The organism is Mycobacterium sp. E3198 (assembly GCF_001667015.1).
GTDB lineage: Bacteria > Actinomycetota > Actinomycetes > Mycobacteriales > Mycobacteriaceae > Mycobacterium.
The window spans coordinates 44,139-67,193 of the sequence record NZ_LZIS01000054.1 but is presented as its reverse complement, the minus strand read 5'-3'; the positions used below and the strand labels follow the sequence as shown (position 1 = coordinate 67,193).

Sequence of the window (23,055 nt, the reverse complement as noted above, 5' to 3'; positions counted from 1 at the left end):
CCGATGGCCGCGGGATCGCGCTATCTCGGCGGGGCGGCGCCGCTGCCGACGACCGATGACGGCTTCCGTTCCGCCGGCGACATCGGCTACCTCGACGAGGACGGCTACCTCTACATCGTCGACCGGCGCGTCGACATGATCGTCACCGGCGGCGCCAATGTCTTTCCGGCGGAGGTGGAGTCGGCGCTGGCGGGCCACCCCGGCATCGCCGACGTCGTCGTCATCGGGATTGCCGACGCGCAATGGGGCCGCCGCGTGCACGCCGTGGTGCAGCTCGCGGACGGCGCTTCGTTGAGCGAAGAGCAGGTGATCGAGTACGCCAAGGGCCGGCTCGCGCACTACAAGGCGCCGAAGACCGTCGAGTTTGTCGACGCGATCCCGCGCACCGCGGCGACGAAGGTCAATCGCTCGGCGATGATCGAGGCCCGGGGCGGCTGACGACCCCAAGGCAGCTACTCGAGGCTGGCGCGGAGGGCAGCGGCGATCTCCTGCACGCGTATCTCTTCGTCCTGAGTCAAATAGCAACGGCCTTCAGCAAGCGCTGATGCGTAGGCGATCTCGAGCTGACCCCACAGTCGGAGCAAGGACCCGGTCCAAGATCTATACCCGACTTCTTCGAGAGATCGAATTAAGGACTTCAGGTCGCGATCCACCCGTTCGAGTGCGGCGAATCTACCGCTGTAGTTGTCCAGCGAACCAAGGGCGAGTTGCCGGAGGTACCCGACGCGATCGCGGGAACCTTCGTCGACGTCCATAGCGCGGTTCCTCACCGACTGTGTTCAGACAGTAACGGTCACGACGGGAACGCCGGCGGTTTGCCACCGTCGGCGAACTCCGTCGAGTTCACTGGTCGGAGCGGAAAGCAACAAGCCGAAGGCGGCCGGTGGGCTGAGTTCGTCACGGTAGTAATTCTTATAGAAGGGCATGGCGTTGGCGAACCAAGAAAAAGCTTTGGGTTCATCAATGAGAAGCAAGTGCGCATCCGTTACCTCGGTCAAGTAGCCGGGTGCGGGTGGTTTACCTTCGGCGGTGTTGATCATGTTATCCAAGTCGCGCATAAAATCGTTAAATGCGTCCATATTGCGTCCGAACCAAGGCGGGAAGTGCCACGCTTCGGCGAAGACGTCGTAGAGAGTATTGAGCGTTCGCATGTGCGCCGCGTCGACCGTACGAAGTTCCACGCGGAGCGGAGGCACCAGCGGCGACGGTATCGGCGCGTGTATCCCAACGCACGCGTCATGCCCTGCAGCACCTGAGACGAATTCGTCCAAGTTCACGGTCGTGCGCCTCCGCTAACGAGTCCGGTTCATTACTTAATGCAAGGTTTCAATCCTCAGGCCACGACTTAGCCGCAAACATGAACAGCCCCCAGCTGAAGCCAGCTCCGTAACTCTCCCCTTCCCAGGGAAATTCATACTCTTCGTAGGCAGGCAGGAATTTATCGGACAAGGCCCAATGGCGGCCACGCCGCATAGGTCCGAATGCGTCCAGGAATTCGGTGACGTCCATGCTCCAAATGGGCAGTTCGATCGGGGAACCGACGCGGTCTTGGCCGCGGGTCTTATGCCAGTACCGCGCCGACTCGAGTTGTCCGCCCGCACCGGAGACGGCCTTGAAGTCGAATCCGGGCCACAATATGCTGCCGTATTCCAGCGATAGAGCGCCCTGGTCCAGGATGCCCAATAGCTTCTTCATATTTGCGAAGAAAGTGGCTTCATCGCCAAGGGCTTCGGCTATTCGCCCGTGTATACGTTCCGCATCGTCGATGGAGAGGCCCTGTTCGGCTAGTTTGGCTTCCAGTTGAGCTTGCTTACGCGACATTGAGATCCTCAGCTTCATCGTCATGAGCAGATAGACCTCGAACTCAACAATCGCGGGAGCCGAGACGGTATTCACAGCGCATCCCTTCACTTACCTAGGTGGGGCAAGAATTGTGCGAGGTCGCCCTTAAACACCGTAACCGAGCCGTCGGCGCGTACGATCATTGCTACCCCCTGGTCGAGCCTCGCGGGTAATATCACCTTTGTTCCATCGGGCCGGTTGGCAATTCCCGCGGTTTCACCGAACGCGGTCTGCGCGGCAATCTCAGTTGCCTCCGCGGCCTGCTCCTGATCAAGATGCAGGGAAGTCACCTTATCCGCCAAGGACTGAAGTTGGCCGGATCCCTTCGGAATAGCCGCAACCTCCCTGCCAATTTCCGCAGCCTGGTCGGCAAGGCTCGGACTTGTAGCACCGGGTTGCTGACCACTTGGGGTGTGCTGCGGCTGTTCTGGCGCCGGCTGCGTCCAGGATGGTATGTCCGTGCGCATGGCCTCTTTGCCGGGCGTGTAATGCGTGTCCGCCGAATTCAATTGCCTTTCGAGCTGCGACTTCCACGAGTTGTACGTCCAGGCTTCTTGGTTGTAGGCGTTCACCGCATCCAAATTGGTCGGGTCGGGCCGCCAAGAATTGTGACGCTCGATGTCTTTGATCAACTGCTCGTATGCCCTTTGCGCTGCCTCGACCGACTTTGGTACGGGCGGGTTGGCCCACGAAGGAGTAGGTGGGGGCCGCAGCGGCGGCTCGCCCGGTGACGGCGGGGGAGGCGGCGGAACGGGTGGCGTCGGGGCAAGCGGCATCGGGGTGGGTGGCGCCTGCGGCATTTCGCCCGGCCCGGTGCCGAGCATCTGTGCGCCGGGGCCACCGGGCGCGCCAGGGCCTTCGCTATTGGGAGGCGGTCCGGGCGGGCCGCTTTGCGGTGCAGCTGGCTCCGGGCTCGGCGGTAGCGGTGGCGGTGGTTGGGGTGGCTGCGGTGGCGGTTTCAGCGTCTGGGCACTGTCGCCGAGGTCCCACTTAGGCGGTGGCGGTGAGGCGCTGACGGTGGGCCGTGGCGGTTCGGGATGGACGTAGGCAAGCGGCTGCGCGGCCGTCGTCGGCGAGCTGGTGGTCAGGGGGGCGGTCGCGACCGGGCCCGGCAGCGTCGCTGCATTGAGCATGCCGGGCCGCGCGCCGCCGATCTGCTCGGCGGGTGGTGGGGTGAAACCGTCACCGGGAGGCCGAACGAAGCTGGTCAACCCCGCACCCGGGTAACTGCCGACCGGACTCGGCCCCGGCGCCGATCCCGTTGGCGGACTGAGGGTTTCGGCCCGCGCGGCCAACGCCTGGTCAAACTGGGCAGGCGTCAGCCCCTGGCCGCCCGGTGCCGCCACGTTCGGCGCGCCAGGAACCGCGGCCTGCGGCGGCCTGGCGAACATGCCCGTCGGGGATTGGGGAGCCTTCGGTTGGGCAGCGTTGTGGGCGGCCGCCATCGGCGCTGCGCGGTGCGTCGCGGCGGCCGCCTGCGACACGGCCGCGGCCGGGGCGATCGCCGCTTGGACGGCCTGCTCGCCGGCCTGCATCGTCGCCCCGGCCGCACTCATCGCCGCGTTTTCGGCCAACCCTGCCGCAGCCACAGCCGGCGCCGCCGCGGACGCCCCCGCCACCGCCGGCGGGAACGGAACCATGAGCGCCGCCGTACTCGCCCGCAACGCCGCCCCATAGGCCGCGCCCGCGGCCGCATTGCGCGGCCACATGTGCCCGTAATACTCCACATTCAACGCCGCGATCCGCGGGCTCAGCGCACCCAGCACGGTCAAATTGATCTGCTGATCGGCGGCCTCTTCCATCCGATTGGCCACCGCCTGCTCCGCGGTCACCATCGACGCCAGCGCCGTCTGATGAGCAGCGGCCGCCGCCGCCACATGCGGCACCTTCTCCAACAACGCCGCGGCCAACAGCTCGTGCCGGGTGTCCATCGCGGTCTGCGACGTTGCCGAGGCCGCCGCACCCGTCCCCCGCCAACTGGCGCCGTAGGTTGCCGCGCCGGTCACCGTCGAGCTCGCGGCGATCGTCTGCAGATTCGCCGCCTCGGCGCTCAGCGCCTCCGAATAAGCCAGCGTGGACGCTGGACCAGATCCCGACATCAACGCCGTGTAGTTGGCCTCCGGGCTAAAGCTCGGCCACGGATGCGCCACCCGAACCCCTCACCGCTACAGCGACATGGCCGCCGCGCGGATCGCCTCACTGGCCACCGTGGTCGCCCCCGCCAACGACTGGGCCTCCGCAAACAACCCGCGCTGGGCCGCATGCTCGGCAGCACTCGCCACATAGGCCGCACCCACCGCGGCCAACGCCGCGGCGAAGGCCGCCGAATCAGCATCGGCGCCCATCGGCAGAACTCCCAATAACGTGGGCGCGCCCGCAGTCGCACCAGCACCCGTCTGCGCAGCCAACTCCGCCTGGGCCGCCGCCGCAGCCCCCACCTCGGCCGGCTCCATCGCGAACACCATCGCCGCTACCTCCACCCCACAGGCGAATATCGACCAATCGTATCCCGCGGCCATGAACGCAGCACTTCAGTCGGCGTCACGGCAGCAGGTCATCAGCGACGTCGAGCGCGTCGACCGCATCGTCGTAGCCCTGGCCTTGAGCCCCGGTCGGCCTGAACCTGCGCACCGTCTCCACGGGGCCGTCGGCGCCGTTAACCTCGACGTGCCACTCGCCCACGGGCTCGTAGTCTTGGTCGATGAAGTAGCCGGTCATCTCACGTTGCGCCCCGCGCATCGACAGCGCATCCACGTCCAGCTCGTAGGTGCTTTCGTCGGGGTCGACGACCGTGCAAATGACCTCGTCGTCCTCCTGGCGCAGCCATACCTCGATCGGACCAGCACTAGTGTTCACGGCTTGCGACGGTAGCGGCGGCCCGCCGTGACCCGACGCAAATGTGTGTTTTCGCGCCGCGGCCACGGCGTCCTGGCTGCACGCATATCGCGCCACACGCGGTAACCTCATTCTCATGGCTGAACCGATCGAGGAAGCCGAAGTGACGCGCGGCGACCGCTTCATCAAGACGGCCGTCGCGATCCTGGGTGAAACCGGCCGCACCGACTTCACCGTCCAGGAGGTCGTCGCGCGCTCCAAGACCTCGCTTCGGGCCTTTTACCAGCACTTCGGCAGCAAGGACGAGCTGCTGCTGGCGCTCTTCGACAGGACCATCGCGCATTCGGCGCAGGCCTGGCGTGACGAAATCAAAGGGCTCGACAGCACCGCCGCGCTGAAGCTGGTGATCGACCGCATGAGTCAGCAACCGGAATCCAGCACCCAGGACAGCCTGAACCGGGCGTTGAGCCTGTACAACCAGCATCTGGCCGAGACGCGTCCCCGCGAATACGCCCGCGTGCTCTCCCCCATGCACCAACTGATCCGCGACATCATCGGGCAGGGCATCACGGAGGGCGTCTTCAACCCCGGCCTCGATGTCGGGGCCGCGGCCGCGATTGTCATGCAGACGATCATGGGTGCGCAGCGATTGCATTGGCTCGGCGCGGAATTGATCAGCACACCCATCGACGTCGGGCAGCTATACGACTTCTGCAGCCGCGCGCTCGGGATCCGCGACACCGACGAGTCGCCGACGCCCTCGCTGGGCGAGCTGTTCGCCCAGATCGGCATGCGACCGGGCCTCCACAACGGCGAATTCGCGATGACGATGCCCGTCAGCCCGCACGTCACCAACACGTCCGGCGCGCTGCAGGGCGGGCTGATCGCCACGCTGGTCGACGTGGCGGGGGGACAGTTCGGGCTGGAATACCTGCGGCCCGACACCACCATGACGACCGCCGACCTCTTCGTCCGCTACCTGCGGCCCATCAAGCAGGGCGCCGCGCGCGCCGTGCCGCGGATGCTCCGATCCGGTCGCCGGGCGATGGTCATGCAGGTCGACATCTACGGCGACGGCGACGAGCTCGCCGCCACCGCGACGGTGAACTTCGCGATCATCAACGGACCGACGCCGACCGGCCTGCGCGCCGACGATTAGGCCCACTACAACCCGTCGCGCAAAAGTGGTAACGTCATTACCACCTACCGAGAACCCAAGACTTCGCCCGAGGAGATCGCCATGCCGTCTCGCGAACTTTCCTTCCCCGTGTTCGACGCCGACAACCACATGTACGAGCCGCAGGAGGCGCTCACCAAGTACCTCCCCGAGAAGCGCAAGAACGTCATCGACTACGTGCAGGTGCGCGGTCGCACCAAGATCGTGGTCCGCGGCCACATCAGCGAGTACATCCCCAACCCGACCTTCGAGAAGGTCGCCAAGCCGGGCGCCCAGGAGGACTACTTCCGCCACGGCGCGCAGGGCAAGAGCTACCGCGAGATCCTGGGCGAGCCCATGAAGGCCATCCCCGCCTTCCGCGAACCGGGCGCGCGGCTGGAGGTGATGGACGAGCTCGGCATCGACTACGCGCTGATGTTCCCGACCCTGGCCAGCCTGGTCGAAGAGCGCATGAAGGACGACCCGGAGATGACCCACGACGTCATCCACGCCCTCAACGAGTGGATGTATGAGCAGTGGTCGTTCAACTACAAGGACCGCATCTTCGCCACCCCGGTCATCACCTTGCCCATCGTCGAGCGTGCCCTCGAGGAACTGGAGTGGGTCCTGGAGCGCGGTGCCCGGACGGTGCTGGTCCGGCCGGCGCCGGTGCCCGGCTTCAAGGGCAGCCGCTCGTTCGGCCTCGAGGAGTTCGACCCGTTCTGGCAGGCCTGCATCAAGGCCGAGCTCCCGGTCTCGATGCACGCGTCGGACAGCGGTTACTCGGAATTCGCGAACGTGTGGGAGCCCGGCGACGAGTTCCTTCCGTTCAAGCCGACCGCCTTCCGCAGCTTCGCGATGGGCCACCGGCCGATCCTGGACGCGATGGGTGCGCTGGTGTGCCACGGCGCGCTGTCCCGCAACCCGGAGCTGCGGATCCTGTCCATCGAGAACGGCGCCGACTGGGTGCCGGACCTCTTCAAGGGCCTCAAGGGCGTCTACAAGAAGATGCCGCAGTCGTTCAGCGAGGACCCGATCGAGGCGTTCAAGCGCTGCGTCTACATCACCCCGTTCTGGGAGGACCGGTTCACCGAGATCGTCAAGATGGTGGGCACCGACCGGGTGCTCTTCGGCTCGGACTGGCCGCACCCCGAGGGCCTCAAAGACCCGATCTCCTTCGTCGACGAGCTCACCGACTTCAGCGCGGAGGACGTCGCAAAGATCATGGGCGGCAACCTGATGAAGCTGATGAAGGTCTCCGAGCCCGCGAAGAAGCCCGTCTCCGCCTGAGCGCGGTTTACAACAACTAAGCCGCGGACCTCTCCTCGGCCCGCGACTCGTCGCCGCTGCCCGGCAGGTCGTCGGGCGGTTCGACGCGCAAGACCTTGGCTATCGGCACGTCCGTGGATGAGTGCAGCACGATCGACAAGGCGATGGTTACCGCGACGACATTGAAAACCAGCTCACCGTCGCCTATTCCCGCCTGCAGCACCAACAACCCGTAGACCACCGAGGCGAAGCCTTTGGGGCCAAACCACGCCGCGGTCGCTCGCTGGCGCATCGGAAGGCGGGTACGCAGTAGCGACAACAGCAGTGCGGCCGGCCGGATCAGTGCGATGACGAGAACGGCCAAAGCCCAGTCACGCCAACTCAATGCGGACAAGCGAGCGGGTGTGATCAACGCACCGAAGACCATGAGTGCGGCGAACTTGGTGACTTCCGACAGCAAATCGCCAAAACGTTGAAATCGCTCAGCGGCGACGTTGTCGAGGGTGGCGAGCGCCGACCCGGCGGCAAACGCCGCCAGGTACGGGTTGGCGCCCGTCAGGTGGCAGCACGCGTAGACCACCAGCCCGATGGCGAGCGGTCCGAGGGGTTGCAGGTGTGGCTCGGCGGTCAATATTTTGGCCCGCCAAGCCAACGCCACGGCCACCGCGACCCCGATGCCGAATCCCAGCCCCAGCACCAGTTCGCCGCCGACACGCAAGACATCGGATCCTGCACCCTGCACAGTGGCCAGGAATATCACGACAAAGGGCAGAGCCAACCCGTCGTTCAAGCCGGATTCCACGTTGAGGAGACGGCGTAACGCCTCCGGTATGTCGGAGCGTCCGACGATGGCCGCCGCGAACACGGGGTCGGTGGGGGACAAGACGGCGCCCAGCAGAAATGCGGTCGGCCAGTTCAACCCGGCAAGGAGGTGCGCGGGCACCGCGATCCCCACCATTGTCAGTGGCATTCCCACGCCCAGCGCGCGCCCGGACAACGACCAATTCTCGCGTAGCTCTTTCACATTGGCGCGTTGGCCGTCGGTAAACAGGACGGTGAACAACGCCACGTCGGCCAGTACGTTGACGATCGGGTCGTGCGGCCTGATGCTGTCGATACCGAGAATCCCCGGACCGAGTAGCGCGCCGGCGACCAGGAACATCAGGGCGCTCGACAGCACCGTGCGGGCAGCGATCCCGGACAGCGACACGCTGATCAGCAGCACCACGCCAAAAGCCAGCACCAGACTCACTGCGACTCCCAGCTCGGGCCGTTACATCGCTTCCTTGATGCCCCGCCGGATCAGCCAGACGTTAGCGGGCCAGGCCGTCGCGAACCCGATGATCATCCCGATCTGCATCAGGAACCAGTAGGTGGCGGTGTCGGGGTGCAAAGGCGGGGCGGGAAAGAGCACGAACGCCATCACGGCCATCCAGCCGAACAGACCGACTTCGAATGCGGTAAGCGACAATACATCGGCCTTCGCCGCCGCCACGATTCCTTTCCGGAAGCTCAATCCACGCATCGGGGCAATCGCAAAATACTGAAACAAGATGCCCAGCGCCAGCGCGGCGGCATAGTCGCCGATGTATTCGGGTAACAGAGCGCGACCAAGAAGCTCCAAGCCTATTGCGAATACCGCGAATTCGGCGATGATGTCGCCCAGGGTGCATCCTGCTCCGCAGTGACTGACTCCGATGGCGGTAGTGGCCCAGTCCGGCTTGTCGGGCGGCTGGTCAAGCTGGCGCTCGCGTAGCCACCGCGGGCTGCTCGGACGGCCGTAGCGCCAATACATCCATACGGCCACCGGGCCGAAGTAGAGCGCGGTGACCGGCCAGACGGCCTCCATGATGCCCATGCGTTGCCGATAGCGGCGGACGAAGATATCGAACAGGATTACGACCGCCGAGGCGAAGCCCAACGCCAAAGCGGCCCACGAGACAGCGGTCAACCAGGGTGGCGGGACAGTCATAGTGACGTACTACCCACGATCGCGGGGCTGACGCAGGCATCGGGGCATTTCCTCAATGCGCGCGTCGTTTGCGCGCCAGACGATGCGAGCCGACCAATCGCTGGGCGAGCTCGGCGACCGGCGTGTTCGACTGCTGCGAAAGCTTCTTGAGCAGCTCGAATGCCTCGACCGCATCGATGCCGAACCGTTCCATCACCATGCCTTTGGCTTGGCCGATGATGTCGCGGGACACGAGCGCGCTGCGAAATTGCTTGTCGCGCTGCGAAATATTCCATGCGAGTGCCAGGTGGGTGGCGAAAGTCAGCCCCACTTCCAGAGATTCGCTGTCGAACACGTGGGTTTGGTCGGCGTAGAAGTTGAGTGCGCCCGCGCTGCGCTTGGAAGAGAACAGCCGAAACGACAGGACCGAACGGATCGGTGTCTGCCGCAGTGCTTCACGACGGTACCGAGGCCACCGGGCATCGGCAGCGAGGTCATCGATCCGGATGGTGTGCTGTTCCCACGCGGCCGACAGACACGGTCCTTCGCCTTCCTGTCGCTGAATCCCATCCAGCACGGCCGGGTATCGGCCCGTCGCCGAGGGCGTCTCGAGGTGGCTCGGGCCGGTGATCGTGATGCCGGCATATTGCGCGCCGGGCACCGTTTCGGCGGCGCTTCGGACGAGGCTTTCCAGGGTGCGCTCGTCAGCGGGCGCCTCCCGCTGGAGGTCCCGAACCATCTCAGTAAGCCGAAGCAGTTCGTTTCGTGAGGTCACCGCCGGTCCTAAAACAATTTCCCTAGACAATTGTTTACCATGTCATGTGTTTGGCGGCAAGGAAGCGGCTTGACCCCGGAACCGCGCATGCCTGGGGTGGGTCTTATTTGGAACCGGCGAACACGGAGACCACACCTTTGGTCTCAAAGAGCGCTAGGCGAACGTCGCGTGGGGTTTGCTGGCCGTGCTGGCGCAGAATCGCGTCGAGATCCTCGTGCGTCAGTCGGCAACGTTTCAAGTTCCTTTCATCGAGTTCTCCGTCGCGGACGAGGACCCGCACCGGTGGGTCAACGAGCCGGCGCACCCACGGGATGAACCGCAGGCGCGCAACGACGTCATGCGCGGCGATCAGCGCCAGTAGCGCGGCCGCTCCCGTGAGCCACGAGGTATCGGCGGCCGTCGCGGTGCGGCCGACGATGGCGCCGACCGCCACGGCGGTGACCCAGTCGAACGGCGTGAATTCGGCGATGGTGCGCCGGAGGGTGAGCCGGAAAGCCGTTGCGGCGGTGACGAACAACGCGAGGGCCTTGACGGCGGCGTAGGCCGCCGGCCGCCACCCGTCAACCAGCTCCAGTAAGAGGTCCTTCATCCCAACCACCCCGTTCCACCCGAGCGTGTCTTCTTGCCGTTGAGCTCAGCCTATCCCCGATCCGTGACCGGCCGGCGAACATACACGGCCCAGGTCAGAACGGCGAAACCGATGTAGCAGCCGAGGAAGATCCACAATGCGGGGGTCTCCGTGTGAGCCATCAGATACGACTGCCGCAGCGCGATGTCGATCGCGAAGCCGCCGAACGCGCCGACCGAGTCGGCAAACCCGACCATCGCTCCCCCAACGTTTTTCGACCACTGCTTGCGGTCGTCCTCACCGAGATCCAGCGATCGGCTACGTGCCTCGAACACCGAAGGGATCATCTTGTAGATCGATCCGTTGCCCGCCCCGGCGAAAAGGAACAGGAAGACGAAACCGACGATGTAGGTGATGATCGACGTGGTGGTGAAACGGCCGCCGTTGTTGTCCTCGAGGGTGCTGGCAAACACGAGCAATCCGGCGGCGAGGATCATGCCGCCGAAGACGGCGAGCGTCACCCGGCCGCCGCCGACACGGTCGGCCAGTTTGCCACCGAAGATGCGGGCCAGCGAGCCCAAAAGAGGCCCCACAAAGGCGATTTGGGCGGCGTGCAGCGATGCCTGCGCCGAGCTCTGCCCGGCTTCGGTGAACTTCATGTGGAGCACCTGGCTAAGCGCGAACGCGAACCCGATGAAGGAACCGAACGTGCCCACATAGAGCAGTGAGAGCAACCAGGAGTCCGACTGTCCGATCATCTTCCGCATGGCGGCGAAATTGACTCGATACTCCTTGATGTTGTCCATGTACACAAAAGCACCGATGCTGGTGATCGTCAGCAGCACCATGTAGAGCCCGGACACCCAGTACGGCTGCCGGTGACCCGCCACCGCAATCACCAGCAGGCCGACCAGCTGGATCGCCGGCACGCCGATGTTGCCGCCGCCGGCGTTGAGGCCCAGAGCCCAGCCCTTGAGCCGCTGCGGGTAAAAGGCGTTCACATTGGTCATCGACGCGGAGAAATTGCCGCCGCCCAATCCGGTCAGCGCCGCACACACCAGGTATGGCCACAGCGGCAGGCCGGGATTCGCCAACAGCGCGATCGTGCCGCCTGCGGGGATCAACAGCACGGCGGTCGAGACCACCGTGAAATTGCGGCCGCCGAAAATGCCTATTGCCGCCGTGTAGGGAATGCGCATCAGCGCACCCACCAGCGTGTTGACCGCCACCAGCAGGAACTTGTCGCTCGCCGAAAAGCCGTAAACCGATTCCGGCATGAACAGGACCAGCACCGACCACAGCGACCAGACCCCAAATGCGACATGGTCCGTCGCGATTGACCAGATCATGTTCCGCTGGGCCACGGCTTTGTTGCCCGACTCCCAGGCTTCCTCGTTTTCCGGGTTCCAGTCGACGATGTCGTGAGAGCGCGCCATGGCTATTCGCCTGCCCGCGCGAGGGCGCCACAAACGGTCACCCGCCGAAAGATTCGCTGTGACTTATCTAGCAATACGTTGTGAGCTTGCCCGCGCTACCGGCGTGCCGAAGAGCCGATAGTGCTCGCCGGTGTCGATCTGCGGATCGACGCCCTCCTGAAAAAGGATGATGATGTCGGAGCCGCCGAACTGGAAGTAGCCGAACTCGTCGCCCTTGGCCATGTGCGTGCCTTTGACTGCGGTGAGAATCACCGAGGACACGTGCGCCATTCCCACGGGGATGACCGCGACAACGCCGATGTCATCGGAGTCGGACGCCGACGTGTCGATCGTGACGACACCCCTGTTTTGGAAAAACTCGTAGCCGGTGGTCGCGCTATCGCTGGATTTGAATTCGTGACCCTCGAGGGACACCTGCATGAATACCTGGCCGCTGACGTTGAAGGCCTCCTTGATCTCCCCCGACACGGGCAGGTGGTACCGGTGGTATGACGAGGGTTTCAGCATGTAATGAACGAATGTCCCGCCCGCGAAGCTTTCGCTGTATGCGCTGCCCTCGAGGAGCTGCTTCACATTGCCAAAGGTCTTCACTGACTTGAGGGTTACCGGCGGGATGTTCGAGTCGCCGTCGATGTCGTATGCGTGTTGAAAAACGCAATCGGCGGGCGAGGTCACCACGAGATTGCTAGTCGGCTCGGAAATCGGGCGCAGCCCGCCGTTCAATTCGCGGCCGAAGAACTGGTTGAACGTCAACCAACCGCTGGGCATGTTCGGCCTCCCGTCGATCAGCGACTCATGGACCCGATACTCCGGCGCGTAATCGATGAAGGATTGCAGGGTTTCCTGGCTGAACGACGCCGTAGTGTCCAAGAAGCTGCCCCACCGGCGCGAGAAATCCGTCATCCAACCGCGAAAAGCCACCGAGTCCTGCGGCGCACCACCTTCGACCTCTTGATCGACCAAGAAGAAGAAGTGCGCGGTCCGGTCGCTGACCTCCTTGGCCTGTCTTTCCTCCGGCTCCAGCTCCTGCCATGCCTTTGCGTCGGACTGGCGGGGCACCCACCGGATGAAGCGCTTGATGTAGTCCGCGTATTGATCGATGTCGATGGGCCACTCGAGCGCCTCGAACAACTCCGGCCGCAATTCGGCCTCGGCCGATTTGCGGGCCTGGACCAGCGATCGCTCCAGGGCTTGCGCGAGCCCCGGCTCTCTTTCGAAGAGGTTGCGCAGTTCTTGAACGGTCGCATTCGGATTGCTCATCTGATCTTTCCTCGCGTGTGCTCTCTCGGTGCCGGACCCAAGAAGTCGTACCCACGAACGATGGAGGTAATCGGTCGGGCTTCCCGATTGCACGCGCCGCCCATGGGTAGTCAGGCCTGATGATCACGCTCACCGCGGACGCGCCGGAATCGCCGACGCGTACCGAAACCTCCCGCCGCCCACCGCTGCGGATCGGTGTGGTTCAGCATCGGTGGCGCCCGGACCGTACGGAGCTCACCAGCGTCCTCGGCGATGCAATCGCCAGGGCCGCCGCCGCTGGGGCGCGCGCCGTTTTTCTGCCCGAGCTGACGCTGAGCCGGTATCCCGGCGACACGTCGCCCCCCTCCACTCCCGCTGCCGGAGCGGAAGACCTTCGCAGCGGGCCCACGTTCGCCTTCGCTGCTGAAAGCGCCCGGGCCAACCGGGTTTTCGTGCACGCCTCGCTGTATGAGAAAGCGGCACCGGAGCGGGGCCGTAACGACGGGCTCGGCTATAACGCCGCAATTTTGGTATCTCCCGACGGCGAGCTGGTGGCGCGGGTGCGCAAGATGCACGTTCCCAACTCTGAGGGTTACCGCGAGCGCGGTTATTTCCGGCCGGGTCCCCTAGACGGCGACCCCTATCCGGTGCATGAGCCGTCGGGCCTCGGTGCCCGGTTGGGGCTGCCAACGTGCTGGGATCAATGGTTTCCCGAAGTGGCCCGGACATACTCGCTTCGTGGCGCCGAGATCGTCGTCTATCCCAGCGCGATCGGCTCCGAACCGTCGTTTCCGCAATTCGACAGCGAACCCCGTTGGCGAAAGGTCATCGTGGGCAACGGTATCGCCAACGGGCTGTTCATGGTGGTGCCCAACCGCACCGGCGACGAGGGCACGATCAACTTCTACGGATCGTCGTTCATCTCCGATCCCTATGGCAGGCTTCTCCTTCGCGCGCCACGCAACGAAGAGGCGCTTCTGATCGCCGACCTCGATCTGGACCAAAGGCGGGACTGGCTCAACGCCTTTCCCCTGTTGGACCTGCGCCGGCCCGACAGCTACGACGCGCTGGTCGACTAATACCGTCCGAATACGATGGCGACGTTGTGGCCGCCGAACCCGAACGAGTTGTTGATCGCGTACTTGTAGTCGCCCGGGCGCGGCTTGCCCGCCACCACGTCCAAATCGATCTCCGGATCGAGGTTCTCCAGGTTCAGGGTCGGCGGAACCACCTGGTCGCGCAGCGCCAACACGGTCAGGATCGACTCCACCGCGCCGACCGCGCCCACCGAGTGACCCAGCGCGGCCTTGGGGGCATACACCGCCGCGTTGCCGCCGTGCGGTCCCAGCGCGTTGTTGATGGCCTTGGCCTCCGCCAGATCGCCCACCGACGTGCCGGTGGCATGCGCGTTGACGTGGTCGATGTCGCCCGGCGCCAAACCCGCCAGCTGGATGGCGCGGGTCATCGCGTGCGCGGCCCGCTCGCCGTTGGGATTCGGGGCCACCATGTGGTAGCCGTCGGAGGTGATGCTGGCCCCCATCAAGCGAGCCAGGATCGGGGCGCCGCGGGCCTTGGCGTGCTCCTCGGTCTCGATCACCATCAGCGCGCCGGCCTCGCCGAACACGAAGCCGTCGCGGTCGCGGTCGAAGGGGCGGCAGGCGCCCTCCGGGTCGTCGTTCTTGGTGGACATCACGATGCGCATTTTCGCGAACGCGGCGATCGGCACGGCCTCGATCTTGGTCTCCACGCCGCCGCAGATGGCGATGTCGGCCTCGCCGAACACGATGTTGCGCCACGCCTGGGCGATGCCCTCCGAACCCGACGCGCACGCCGACACCGTGGTGAACACCCCCGCCTTCGCATGCCGATCCAGGGCGATCGCCGCGGCGGCGCCGTTGGGCATGTACTTCTGCACGCCCAGCGGTGAGACCGCGCGGCCCCCACGAGCGCGCATGTCGTCGTAGCTGAATACCATTTCCTCTGCCGAGCCCAGACCGGTGCCGACGGACACCAGCAGCCGGTCAGGGTCGACCTCGGGCGACCCGGCGTTCTCCCACGCCCGGCGGCTCAGGACTGTGGACATCCTCTGCAGGTAGCCCATGCGGCGCAGCTCCACTGGCGTCAGCTGGCCGTCGAACTCCTCCCGCAGGTGGCCGCCGATGCGAACCGGGAGCCCGAACTCCTCGACGAACGGGTCATCGAGCTCACGGATGCCACTTTGACAATCGAGCAGCAACCTCCATGCCGTCTCGGTGTCAGCGGCGAGCGCGGTCGTCATCGCAATACCGGTGACGACCACATTGGGGAGACTATTTCCGGTAGCCAACGGAGCCATCATCTTTGAGAACCCTTCCCTCATTCCCAGTAACGATTCAAGGCGACTCCTACCCACCCGTCAATCATCAAAACACACCTTCGCGGTGGGCTCACGATCCCGAAGGGCCTTCCGCCGCAATTAAAGTCATCAACACTTCTGTCTCGCATAAACTTTCGAATGCCACGCCACCAAATGGGCCAATTGACAATTCGCTTGGTGGCCGATGGTTCGCTTATCGGATCTGATCACCCAGGCCGTGTTGAACCGGCACGCGAGGAAGGCTGAGGCGTTTCTCCCGGCGGCATTCGGGCATTCGGTTGACTGCACAAGGGGTTCGGCACTGAGCCGGGATTCATCGACGCCTTTGACGGGCCGGAGGGAGGACGATGACGAACGATGTCGACGTGGTGATCGTGGGTGCGGGGCTTGCCGGCCTGACGGCCGCCCGTCATCTTCTTGGCTGCGGCCAACGGGTGGTAGTGCTGGAAGCTCGCGACCGCGTCGGCGGCCGCCTGCTCAACGCAACGCTCCCGGGGGGCGGAGCGATCGAGGTCGGAGGTCAATGGGTGGCTCCCGGACAGCTGCGAGTTCGCGAGCTCGTCGGGGAGCTGGGCTTTCGCTCTTTCCCACTTATCACCACGGGCGCCACCTGCTCGACCTCGGTGGTCGGATCGTCCACTACAGCGGACGCTTCCCGCGGCTGAGCCCCGCACTTTTGGGCGACATCGGCTACGCGCTGTGGCGCCTTGACCGTACGGCACGCCAATTGGCGCCATTCGATACGACGGCGAACCCGCGCATGGCCGCACTCGACAAGCAGACGTTCGCTTCCTGGATCAACCGACATGTACGCACGCGGCAGGGACGCAACTGCATGCGGCTCATCACCGAAACCATTTTTGCCGCCGAGCCCGAGGATATTTCGGCCTTCTGGGCATGTTCTTATGTCGCTGCCGCCGGCGGAGCGGCAATGCTGATCAACACCGAAGGGGGTGCCCAGCAAGACCGGATCGCCGGCGGCTCGCAACTGATCGCCATCCGACTCGCCGAAAAGCTCGGCGATGCCGTCCGGTTGGGTTGCCCGGTAACCAACGTGAGTTGGCACGAGGGTGCCGTCCGCGCGAAAACTTCGGATTTGGGCGTGATTTCGGCGCGCCGAGCCATCATTGCGGTGCCGCCGATGCTGAGCGGGCGGATACATTACACCCCGCCCTTACCGCCGGAGCGGGCGCAACTGACCCAACGCATGCCGATGGGACACGTGCTGAAGACGAACGTTATCTACGACGAACCGTTCTGGCGCCGAGCCGGTTTCAGCGGTCAGGCCAACAGTGATTGGCGCGCGGTGAGCTCGGTCTTCGACAACACTCCGATGCAGGGACGCCCTGGCGTCCTCGTCGCCTTCCGCGAAGGACGGCACGCCGACGGCGCCAGCCGCATTTCCCGGCGGGAGCACCGACGGCAAGTGGTCGACGACCTGGTTGCTTTCTTTGGGCCCAAGGCCGCAGAGCCGATCGATTACATCGAACACGACTGGGTCGCCGAGGAATACACCGGTGGATGCTATGGCGCTTTCACCGCGCCCTCGACGCTTGCCCGGTTCGGCGCCGCCCTGCGCGCACCCATCGGACCGCTGCACTGGTCCGGCACCGAGACGGCGCGACGTTGGACCGGCTACATGGATGGCGCCGTCGAATCCGGACACCGTGCCGCAAGCGAGGTCGCGTACAGCCTCGGCGTAACCCGCCAACCGCACGCCGACATGATTGTTCCGACCACCTAGCCGCGTGCGCCAGGCCGGCAACAACGCCGTTCTTTTTGCGTGCACGCTCGTCGCCACGATGGCGCGATGAGTCACAACCACCCGTTGCGCCAGGCGAGGTCGACCAGCACCAATGGTTGCGTGGCGAAACCCAACGCGCGGCCGGCCATTTCGCACATTTCAGCCAGCTGGGCATTCAGCCCGGCGACCTGCGCTCCATACGAGGAGCGCAATTCTTCGGTGGGTCTTACCAACACAGTGACCCCCCATCACCCACCGCGAGAGCTACCGGGCCAGGCGTCGTCAAGATCTGCGGCGCTGAAATCGGCCGGAGCCGGTCGCAGCAGCAAGGCCGACCAAATCTCGTCGATCGAGACGTGCGTGACCGCCTCAACGCCGTATTGGCGGACGGTTCGGGCCAACCAGTCTCGGTGCAAGTCGGTTGCCATGCGGCCCGGCTTCGGGTAGGTCACCCAAGCCACCCGAGCTTCCCGCGCGGCAGCATAAACCGCCTCGAGTAGGCCCAAGTCCCCGCGGCACGCCGCAAACCCGATGACCGCGCCGGCCGAATCGGGCTCTGGCCCATCGGTGATCGGAAAGCCAACCGGCGCATAATCGGGGGGCCCGTTGACGACCGCGAACCGTTGGCCCGGCAACAGCGACAATTTTCTCTCGAACTCGACGACATCAGTCCAATGCATAGCCGTCTCACTTCCTTGGATCCGTTGTGCGGGGAGATAGCGACCGCTGAATTGCGCTCGGCACCAGGATCTTCGCCTGAGCCTCGCCGCAACCACGTTGAATCGCTAGGAGCCTCGACTGCGCCACGGCCTGTGCTGCCGAACGGGCCGGCGCGTCAGGGAGTCCACGCGCGACGTCACGCACTGACCCTCCGCAGCCACGGAAGGAAGGAAGAAAAGTCGTAACTCTGCCAAGGCAACACTCCGGATCACGCGGTGTCGAAGCCGCGACGTGTACCTGCCCTGGCATCTGAAGACAGATCGATCTTTGAATTATTCATAGCACAAGCTCGACACCCGGTCCAGTGGGCTGCGGCGATGCGGAACAGGTGATTTGGAGGTTTGGCGTCGATATTTCGGGTATCTGATCCGGGTTGAGGTAAAACGTCCAAGGGCCGACATTGAGCAGCAATTCGCTTGAGATTTCGCCGGACTCGTTTGCGGCGGTGATGGCCACCGGCATCTTGTCGGTCGCCGCCAAGAATCATCACTACCACCGGGTCAGCGTCGCGCTCGGCATCGTTGCCTCGCTGGCGTTGATCGTCCTTGTCGTCATCGCGGTGATCGTCACGGTCACCAAGCGACGGGTCGTGCCATGGGACATGAAGGACCCCCAGGTCACCATGGCACTGTTCACATTTGTCGCCGCGTGCGCGGTCCTGTGTAACCGAATCGCATCCGGTCATCCGCTCATGCTTCCGGTGCTTGGCTCAATCGCGGGCCTGGCCTGGCTGGTCCTTGCGCCAACCAGTGTCCGCAACCTGTCAAAGAGCGGATTGACTGAGCTGCGCGACGAAGTCCACGGCGCGTGGCTGCTCGCGAGCGTCGCCACATCGGGATTGGCGATCGTGGCGGCCCAGCTGGCGGCCAATACCGGCCTCCACCAATGGCTTATCGCAGCGGCCGCGATCTGGGTCTTGGCATTGGCCATCTATGCCGTGCTGGCGGCGCTGATGGTGTGGCGCGCAACCGCCGAGCGCCTCGACCGCGATGGATTCGAACCCGACACCTGGATCCTGATGGGTTCCCTGGCCATCGCAGTCGTGGCCGGCCACAATATCCACCAGCAGGCCCGCGGCGGGCTCGCATCGAGCGTGCATGCCGTCACGGTGGGGGCCTGGGTGGTGGCATCCCTTTGGATACCTCCCTTGATTTACTTCGGGCTGCACCGCGTCGAAGAGCGACCGAGGCTGTTGCGATTCACGGGCGCGTGGTGGACGCTGGTTTTCCCGCTCGGCATGTATTCGGTCGCCACCTACCGGATGGCCGACGAGATCCAGGCGCGATCGCTGCAAACCGTTGCACTGGTTTTTTTCTGGATCGCGATGGTGGTGTGGCTGATCGTCGCCGTCGCAGGTCTGATGCGGATTCCACAGGCGATCAGAGCGATTGGCTCGTCGGGCACTACGCGGGATGAATCGTGATGGGCCGCGTTCCTCCATTGCCTTCGTTGCGGCGCTAAACCGACTCCGACCGCGGTAGCGCAACCGTGCCCTTACCGCCCTTCACGTGCACCGCGTGGATGCCGGGCTTCTTCCGCAATTCCGCCAGCAAACCGTCGAGGTGGTCGGGATCGGTGTGCCAATGCTGCACGGCGTCCGGGTTCTCCGCCATGTCCGCCACGACGCGTTGCAGATTCTCCGGGGAACCGCCGTCTTTGAGATCTGTGCGGTCTTTGTCGCCGCCGCCGCGCCCCTTGGGCGGCCTGGAGCCGGGTCCGGTTCGTGGAAGTGCCGCACCGAGGGCGGCGCCGGCCATGCCCGCCAAAGCCATTCCGCTGAAGAAGGTTCCCTGGCTCACCGTCGCTGCGGGCACCGCACCCTCCGACGTCCCCGACAACACCTCGGCGACCGTCCTGATCGCCGGGGTGGCCGTTGCCCAGCTCGGCGGCACCGCCAATCCGCCGATCAATCCGGCCTGGCCCACGCTCGCCGACACCGCCGACCCGGCGCCGGACGCCAGTCCTGCCGACGCACTGCTCGCCGCCGCCTTGATCGCGACCGTCATGTCGCCCAGTCTTCGGGCGCCGATCACCAAGCCCATGATGGTACTGATCAACACGTCATTGGCCGGGAGAATGGCTTTCGGTATCAGTTCGACATTCGCGGCGATCTTCGCCAACGGTGACGAATTCAGGCTGCTGAGGAAGCTCGCCAGCGAAGAGAGCGGCGACGATGGAGCCGCGGCGGTCGGAGCCGCGAGGGATTGCAACGCATTTGGCATCGAAGACGTCAGCGCTGCGAGGGCCGACTGGGTGTCCGTCCCCGTCGACCCCCCAATGGCCTGCGCAGCCGCGGAAGTTTGACCAGCCGTACCGGCCGGATTCGTGTTCTGCGCGGGCGAATCGAACGGCGTCATCGCGGAGGCCGTTGCCGACTGGGCGGCGTAGCCGTACATCGCGGCGGCGTCCCGGGCCCACATGCTGCCGTAGCGAGCTTCGTTCGCGGCGATCGCCGCGGTGTTCTGACCGAAGACGTTGGTCGCCACCAGCGAGGCCAGCTCGGCACGGTTTGCTTCGATCACCACCGGCGGCACCGTGGCCGCAAACGCGGTCTCATAGGCGGCCGCGGCCGCCCGGGCCTGGTTGGCGGTCTGCTCGGCCTGAGTTGCGGTGGTGGTCAGCCATGCCGCGTACGGCGCCGCCGCAGCCGCCATGTTCGCCGACGCGGGACCCAGCCACGCGGTGGTCAGCCCCGAGATCACCGAGGAATAGGAGTCCGCCGTCGAGTGCAGTTCGGCGGCGAGCCCATCCCACGTCTCGGCGGCGGTCAGCATCGGACCCGCCCCCGGGCCGGTATACATACGCACAGAATTGATCTCGGGAGGTAGGGCTCCGTAATCCATTGCTAGACCCCTTGATTCGCCGGATGTGCGTGGGACGTCGTGGCACTGTAGCTCATTCGGCCGCCTCCGGTATCACGAAGATGTTGGCTGTCGTGGCCTCGCCGCCGGCGGCAGCACCGCCCATACCCACCGAGTGGGTCGCCCCACCACCGTTTCCGGCCACCGCACGTCCAGCGAGGCTGGACAGGGCCATGCTGCCGAAAAGGCCTCCGCCTCCCTGGTCTTCCATCGCGAGCGCCGCGGGAGCGGCGCTCAGACCGCTGTCCGGCAGCACCATTGCGGCAGTCTTGATTTGTGGAGCGGCCGACGCCCAGCCTTGCGGCACCGACAGTCCGCCGACGAGGCCCGCGCGGCCAACGCCCCCGGACACCGGTGCGCTCACCATCCGGGCGGCGCTCCCACTCGCGCCTGCTTTGGCTTCGGCTTTGGCGAAATTTTCAGACGCCCTGGTCAGATTTGCCCCGGCTTGAGGGGTCAGATAACTCTGGATGCCCAGCAGATAGGGAACTCCGGGAACGGTGAACAACGAAGCCGGCGATAGCGGCCCGGTGATGAAGCTATCGATCGCCATGAGTGGCGACGGCGGATCCGCCGCGGGCGCCGCGGACGCAGCCGGCGTCGCCAGGGTTTGCAGCGACTGTGGCACCGCGGACATCAGTTGGGGCAGCGTCCGGGTCCCGGCGCCGGCACCGGTGCCGGTGGCCTGCGCGACCGCGGCCGCCTGGCCCGCCGCGCCGGCTGGGTTGGTGGTCTGGGGCGGCGGGCTGAACGGCATCATTTGCGACGCGGTCGCCGACGAGCCGGCGTAGCCGTACATCGCGGCCGCGTCCTGAGCCCACATTTCGACGTACTCGGCCTGAGTTGCCATGATCGCCGGGGTGTTTTGACCAAAAAAGTTTGTCGCGATCAGCGCGAGCAACCGCGTGCGATTGGCCACCACAGCGGCCGGCGGGACCGTTGCCGCAAATGCCGTCTCGAAGGCGGCCGCCGCGGCACGAGCCTGGCCGGCCGATTGCTCCGCCTGCCCGGCGGTGGCGTTCATCCACGCCGCATAGGGTGCGGCCGCGGCCGCCATTGTCGCCGATGCGGGACCCCGCCATCCGATGGCGAGCCCCGAAACCACCGACGAAAAAGACGCGGCCGTCGCGTACAACTGTGCGGCCACGTCATCCCAGGCCGCCGCGGCGGCCAGCATGGATCCCGGCCCGGGACCCGTATACATCCGTGCCGAATTAATTTCCGGGGGCAAGGCGCCGAAATCGATTGCCAACGCGCACCTCCTCGCGGGACCCGCCGTGATCGCAGCCGCAGGAATCGCTGCCCGCTGGTCGCTTTCGGCACGGCTTCGGTCAACTGGTGACTGGTTCCTAGGGCTACGACTTCCCGCGCCGCCCTCCGATAAACTTGCGAAACTTCGCAAGGATCGCTGGGAAAATGCTGCGGAGAAATCGCCCGACGTTCACCAATGCGCCGAAGCGGCAATACGCCGCGTGCCCGTCAAGGCGTCACAGTTCCCGCCATGTGTAACACGACCCGACCTGGGTAATCGCCAGCGAAACAGGACAGTGAGCGGCGCGCAAGGATGGATAACAGATGACCACGTCACCGGAGCAGCGTGAGCCAGTCAACATCGACGATGACGTCGCATTCATCACCGAGCAGATGGAAAGACTCAAAGAGCTCGGCGACCGGGACGGCACGGGAAACATCCTCGACGACGAAGACGTCTACGACCTGAGCGTCCGGTGGGGCACGGCGCTTGCCGGCCGGCTGCCACGCATCGCGCACTACAGTGCGACTGGCGCGCTTACCGACTGCGACGAGCACCGGTTCCAATCGTTGTGCGACGGACTGCGCGAATTATCGCCACTGATCGAGAGATTCAAACTCACTCACCCCGACCTGGCGGGTTGCCCGGACACCCGCGCGAACGGCCGGCACCGCCAGAAGAAACCCGCCGCAAAGCGGCGGCGCCTGTTGGCGCGCTGAATTCGTTGTCACGCGATCGAGGAGCGGCGCGAGAAGCCAACAGCGGCTTGTTCCTCCGAAAGGAATTCGTCGGCGCGCAACCTTAGTCCGGTACGCGGCTTGGGGCACTCGGGATTGCGACACGTCAACGCCACCATGTAGGCATCGGCGTCCTCGTCGAGGAAAAGGAACCCCATACACATCGCGTCGCCGACGGCGAAATCGTTTTCCCCGCAGGCCTCGCAGTGTCCGCCCTTCGCGGCGATCTGCTCCAGCACCCGTTGACGAGCCGCATGATCCAGGCCGATCAACTCCGGGCGCGTCTCTAGTTGTTCCGTTGTCGGTGCGGCCAT

General features: G+C 65.1%; 22 protein-coding genes and 2 pseudogenes. 7 read left to right on the top strand and 17 right to left on the bottom strand.

Annotation, left to right across the window (positions count from 1 at the left end; all coding sequences use genetic code 11):
• Positions 1 to 438: pseudogene (locus tag A5673_RS06620) on the top strand (feruloyl-CoA synthetase); the annotation flags it as partial.
• Between the two features lie 14 nt (positions 439 to 452).
• Here the strand turns inward: A5673_RS06620 and A5673_RS06615 are convergent.
• From A5673_RS06615 to A5673_RS06595, 6 genes are all read right to left on the bottom strand, one after another.
• Positions 453 to 755, bottom strand: a complete 303-nt coding sequence (locus tag A5673_RS06615; RefSeq protein ID WP_068228788.1) for a hypothetical protein — start codon at positions 753 to 755, stop codon at positions 453 to 455.
• Between the two features lie 24 nt (positions 756 to 779).
• Positions 780 to 1,277, bottom strand: coding sequence for a barstar family protein (locus tag A5673_RS28160; RefSeq protein WP_156747936.1), 498 nt, complete (start codon positions 1,275 to 1,277; stop codon positions 780 to 782).
• Between the two features lie 49 nt (positions 1,278 to 1,326).
• Positions 1,327 to 1,896, bottom strand: coding sequence for a hypothetical protein (locus A5673_RS06610; protein WP_082958574.1), 570 nt, complete (start codon positions 1,894 to 1,896; stop codon positions 1,327 to 1,329).
• Between the two features lie 11 nt (positions 1,897 to 1,907).
• Complete coding sequence (locus A5673_RS28155) at positions 1,908 to 3,992, bottom strand: PPE domain-containing protein (RefSeq protein WP_082958573.1); 2,085 nt, start codon at positions 3,990 to 3,992, stop codon at positions 1,908 to 1,910.
• Between the two features lie 15 nt (positions 3,993 to 4,007).
• Positions 4,008 to 4,307, bottom strand: a complete 300-nt coding sequence (locus tag A5673_RS06600; RefSeq protein ID WP_068228817.1) for a PE domain-containing protein — start codon at positions 4,305 to 4,307, stop codon at positions 4,008 to 4,010.
• Positions 4,308 to 4,383: 76 nt separating this feature from the next.
• A complete protein-coding gene (locus A5673_RS06595) occupies positions 4,384 to 4,698 on the bottom strand; it encodes a hypothetical protein (RefSeq protein WP_156747934.1) in 315 nt (104 codons plus the stop codon).
• Between the two features lie 115 nt (positions 4,699 to 4,813).
• Here A5673_RS06595 and A5673_RS06590 point away from each other — a divergent pair, with 115 nt between their 5' ends.
• Positions 4,814 to 5,836 carry a hotdog fold thioesterase gene (locus tag A5673_RS06590; protein WP_068228778.1) on the top strand — a complete coding sequence of 341 codons (1,023 nt, stop codon included), beginning with the start codon at positions 4,814 to 4,816 and terminating at the stop codon, positions 5,834 to 5,836.
• A gap of 81 nt (positions 5,837 to 5,917) precedes the next feature.
• Positions 5,918 to 7,123: an amidohydrolase family protein gene (locus A5673_RS06585; protein ID WP_068228775.1), complete on the top strand. Its 1,206-nt coding sequence runs from the start codon at positions 5,918 to 5,920 to the stop codon at positions 7,121 to 7,123.
• A gap of 16 nt (positions 7,124 to 7,139) precedes the next feature.
• On the opposite strand, the gene A5673_RS06580 is transcribed toward A5673_RS06585, so the two are convergent.
• The 6 genes from A5673_RS06580 to A5673_RS06555 all read right to left on the bottom strand — a co-directional run bounded on the left by A5673_RS06580 (position 7,140) and on the right by A5673_RS06555 (position 13,092).
• Positions 7,140 to 8,354 carry a sodium:proton antiporter gene (locus A5673_RS06580; protein WP_068228772.1) on the bottom strand — a complete coding sequence of 405 codons (1,215 nt, stop codon included), beginning with the start codon at positions 8,352 to 8,354 and terminating at the stop codon, positions 7,140 to 7,142.
• A 21-nt stretch (positions 8,355 to 8,375) separates the two neighbouring features.
• Positions 8,376 to 9,074 (bottom strand): DUF4396 domain-containing protein, encoded by a 699-nt coding sequence (locus tag A5673_RS06575; protein WP_068228769.1) that lies wholly within the window; start codon positions 9,072 to 9,074, stop codon positions 8,376 to 8,378.
• A 52-nt stretch (positions 9,075 to 9,126) separates the two neighbouring features.
• The gene (locus tag A5673_RS06570; protein ID WP_068228766.1) at positions 9,127 to 9,792 is read right to left on the bottom strand and encodes a GAF and ANTAR domain-containing protein; all 666 of its coding nucleotides are present in this window, start codon (positions 9,790 to 9,792) and stop codon (positions 9,127 to 9,129) included.
• A 139-nt stretch (positions 9,793 to 9,931) separates the two neighbouring features.
• Positions 9,932 to 10,345: a DUF421 domain-containing protein gene (locus A5673_RS06565; RefSeq protein WP_231970907.1), complete on the bottom strand. Its 414-nt coding sequence runs from the start codon at positions 10,343 to 10,345 to the stop codon at positions 9,932 to 9,934.
• A 122-nt stretch (positions 10,346 to 10,467) separates the two neighbouring features.
• Entirely contained in the window at positions 10,468 to 11,832 is a 1,365-nt protein-coding gene (locus A5673_RS06560) for a NarK/NasA family nitrate transporter (protein ID WP_068228760.1), read from the bottom strand.
• A 63-nt stretch (positions 11,833 to 11,895) separates the two neighbouring features.
• The gene (locus tag A5673_RS06555; RefSeq protein WP_068228757.1) at positions 11,896 to 13,092 is read right to left on the bottom strand and encodes a phosphatidylserine decarboxylase; all 1,197 of its coding nucleotides are present in this window, start codon (positions 13,090 to 13,092) and stop codon (positions 11,896 to 11,898) included.
• Positions 13,093 to 13,211: 119 nt separating this feature from the next.
• Between A5673_RS06555 and A5673_RS06550 the strand changes: the two genes are divergently transcribed.
• A complete protein-coding gene (locus A5673_RS06550; protein WP_068228754.1) occupies positions 13,212 to 14,150 on the top strand; it encodes a nitrilase-related carbon-nitrogen hydrolase in 939 nt (312 codons plus the stop codon).
• On the opposite strand, the gene kasB is transcribed toward A5673_RS06550, so the two are convergent.
• Positions 14,147 to 15,406: a 3-oxoacyl-ACP synthase KasB gene (gene kasB / locus A5673_RS06545; protein WP_068228815.1), complete on the bottom strand. Its 1,260-nt coding sequence runs from the start codon at positions 15,404 to 15,406 to the stop codon at positions 14,147 to 14,149. The two genes, A5673_RS06550 and kasB, sit on opposite strands and share 4 nt — an antisense overlap.
• A gap of 368 nt (positions 15,407 to 15,774) precedes the next feature.
• Here kasB and A5673_RS06540 point away from each other — a divergent pair.
• Positions 15,775 to 17,171, top strand: a pseudogene (locus A5673_RS06540) (flavin monoamine oxidase family protein).
• A 71-nt stretch (positions 17,172 to 17,242) separates the two neighbouring features.
• Here the strand turns inward: A5673_RS06540 and A5673_RS28900 are convergent.
• Entirely contained in the window at positions 17,243 to 17,407 is a 165-nt protein-coding gene (locus A5673_RS28900; RefSeq protein ID WP_197518309.1) for a hypothetical protein, read from the bottom strand.
• An 884-nt stretch (positions 17,408 to 18,291) separates the two neighbouring features.
• Between A5673_RS28900 and A5673_RS06530 the strand changes: the two genes are divergently transcribed.
• Positions 18,292 to 19,314: a tellurite resistance/C4-dicarboxylate transporter family protein gene (locus A5673_RS06530; RefSeq protein WP_255396630.1), complete on the top strand. Its 1,023-nt coding sequence runs from the start codon at positions 18,292 to 18,294 to the stop codon at positions 19,312 to 19,314.
• A 34-nt stretch (positions 19,315 to 19,348) separates the two neighbouring features.
• On the opposite strand, the gene A5673_RS30395 is transcribed toward A5673_RS06530, so the two are convergent.
• Positions 19,349 to 20,734, bottom strand: a complete 1,386-nt coding sequence (locus tag A5673_RS30395) for a PPE family protein (protein WP_068228748.1) — start codon at positions 20,732 to 20,734, stop codon at positions 19,349 to 19,351.
• A 52-nt stretch (positions 20,735 to 20,786) separates the two neighbouring features.
• Complete coding sequence (locus A5673_RS06520; RefSeq protein WP_068228809.1) at positions 20,787 to 21,998, bottom strand: PPE family protein; 1,212 nt, start codon at positions 21,996 to 21,998, stop codon at positions 20,787 to 20,789.
• Positions 21,999 to 22,327: 329 nt separating this feature from the next.
• Between A5673_RS06520 and A5673_RS06515 the strand changes: the two genes are divergently transcribed.
• Positions 22,328 to 22,723: a hypothetical protein gene (locus A5673_RS06515; protein WP_068228745.1), complete on the top strand. Its 396-nt coding sequence runs from the start codon at positions 22,328 to 22,330 to the stop codon at positions 22,721 to 22,723.
• Between the two features lie 8 nt (positions 22,724 to 22,731).
• On the opposite strand, the gene A5673_RS06510 is transcribed toward A5673_RS06515, so the two are convergent.
• On the bottom strand, positions 22,732 to 23,055 hold the full coding sequence (locus A5673_RS06510; protein WP_068228742.1) for a hypothetical protein: 324 nt from the start codon (positions 23,053 to 23,055) through the stop codon (positions 22,732 to 22,734).

What these genes read in the sequence shown, in the direction of transcription:
- A5673_RS06615 (WP_068228788.1), bottom strand. Translation starts at nt 755, where the DNA reads ATGGACGTCGACGAAGGTTCCCGCGATCGCGTCGGGTACCTCCGGCAA.
- A5673_RS06600 (WP_068228817.1), bottom strand. Translation starts at nt 4,307, where the DNA reads ATGGTGTTCGCGATGGAGCCGGCCGAGGTGGGGGCTGCGGCGGCGGCC.
- A5673_RS06590 (WP_068228778.1), top strand. Translation starts at nt 4,814, where the DNA reads ATGGCTGAACCGATCGAGGAAGCCGAAGTGACGCGCGGCGACCGCTTC.
- A5673_RS06585 (WP_068228775.1), top strand. Translation starts at nt 5,918, where the DNA reads ATGCCGTCTCGCGAACTTTCCTTCCCCGTGTTCGACGCCGACAACCAC.
- A5673_RS06575 (WP_068228769.1), bottom strand. Translation starts at nt 9,074, where the DNA reads ATGACTGTCCCGCCACCCTGGTTGACCGCTGTCTCGTGGGCCGCTTTG.
- A5673_RS06570 (WP_068228766.1), bottom strand. Translation starts at nt 9,792, where the DNA reads ATGGTTCGGGACCTCCAGCGGGAGGCGCCCGCTGACGAGCGCACCCTG.
- A5673_RS06560 (WP_068228760.1), bottom strand. Translation starts at nt 11,832, where the DNA reads ATGGCGCGCTCTCACGACATCGTCGACTGGAACCCGGAAAACGAGGAA.
- A5673_RS06555 (WP_068228757.1), bottom strand. Translation starts at nt 13,092, where the DNA reads ATGAGCAATCCGAATGCGACCGTTCAAGAACTGCGCAACCTCTTCGAA.
- A5673_RS06550 (WP_068228754.1), top strand. Translation starts at nt 13,212, where the DNA reads ATGATCACGCTCACCGCGGACGCGCCGGAATCGCCGACGCGTACCGAA.
- kasB (WP_068228815.1), bottom strand. Translation starts at nt 15,406, where the DNA reads ATGGCTCCGTTGGCTACCGGAAATAGTCTCCCCAATGTGGTCGTCACC.
- A5673_RS30395 (WP_068228748.1), bottom strand. Translation starts at nt 20,734, where the DNA reads ATGGATTACGGAGCCCTACCTCCCGAGATCAATTCTGTGCGTATGTAT.
- A5673_RS06515 (WP_068228745.1), top strand. Translation starts at nt 22,328, where the DNA reads ATGACCACGTCACCGGAGCAGCGTGAGCCAGTCAACATCGACGATGAC.
- A5673_RS06510 (WP_068228742.1), bottom strand. Translation starts at nt 23,055, where the DNA reads ATGGCCGCACCGACAACGGAACAACTAGAGACGCGCCCGGAGTTGATC.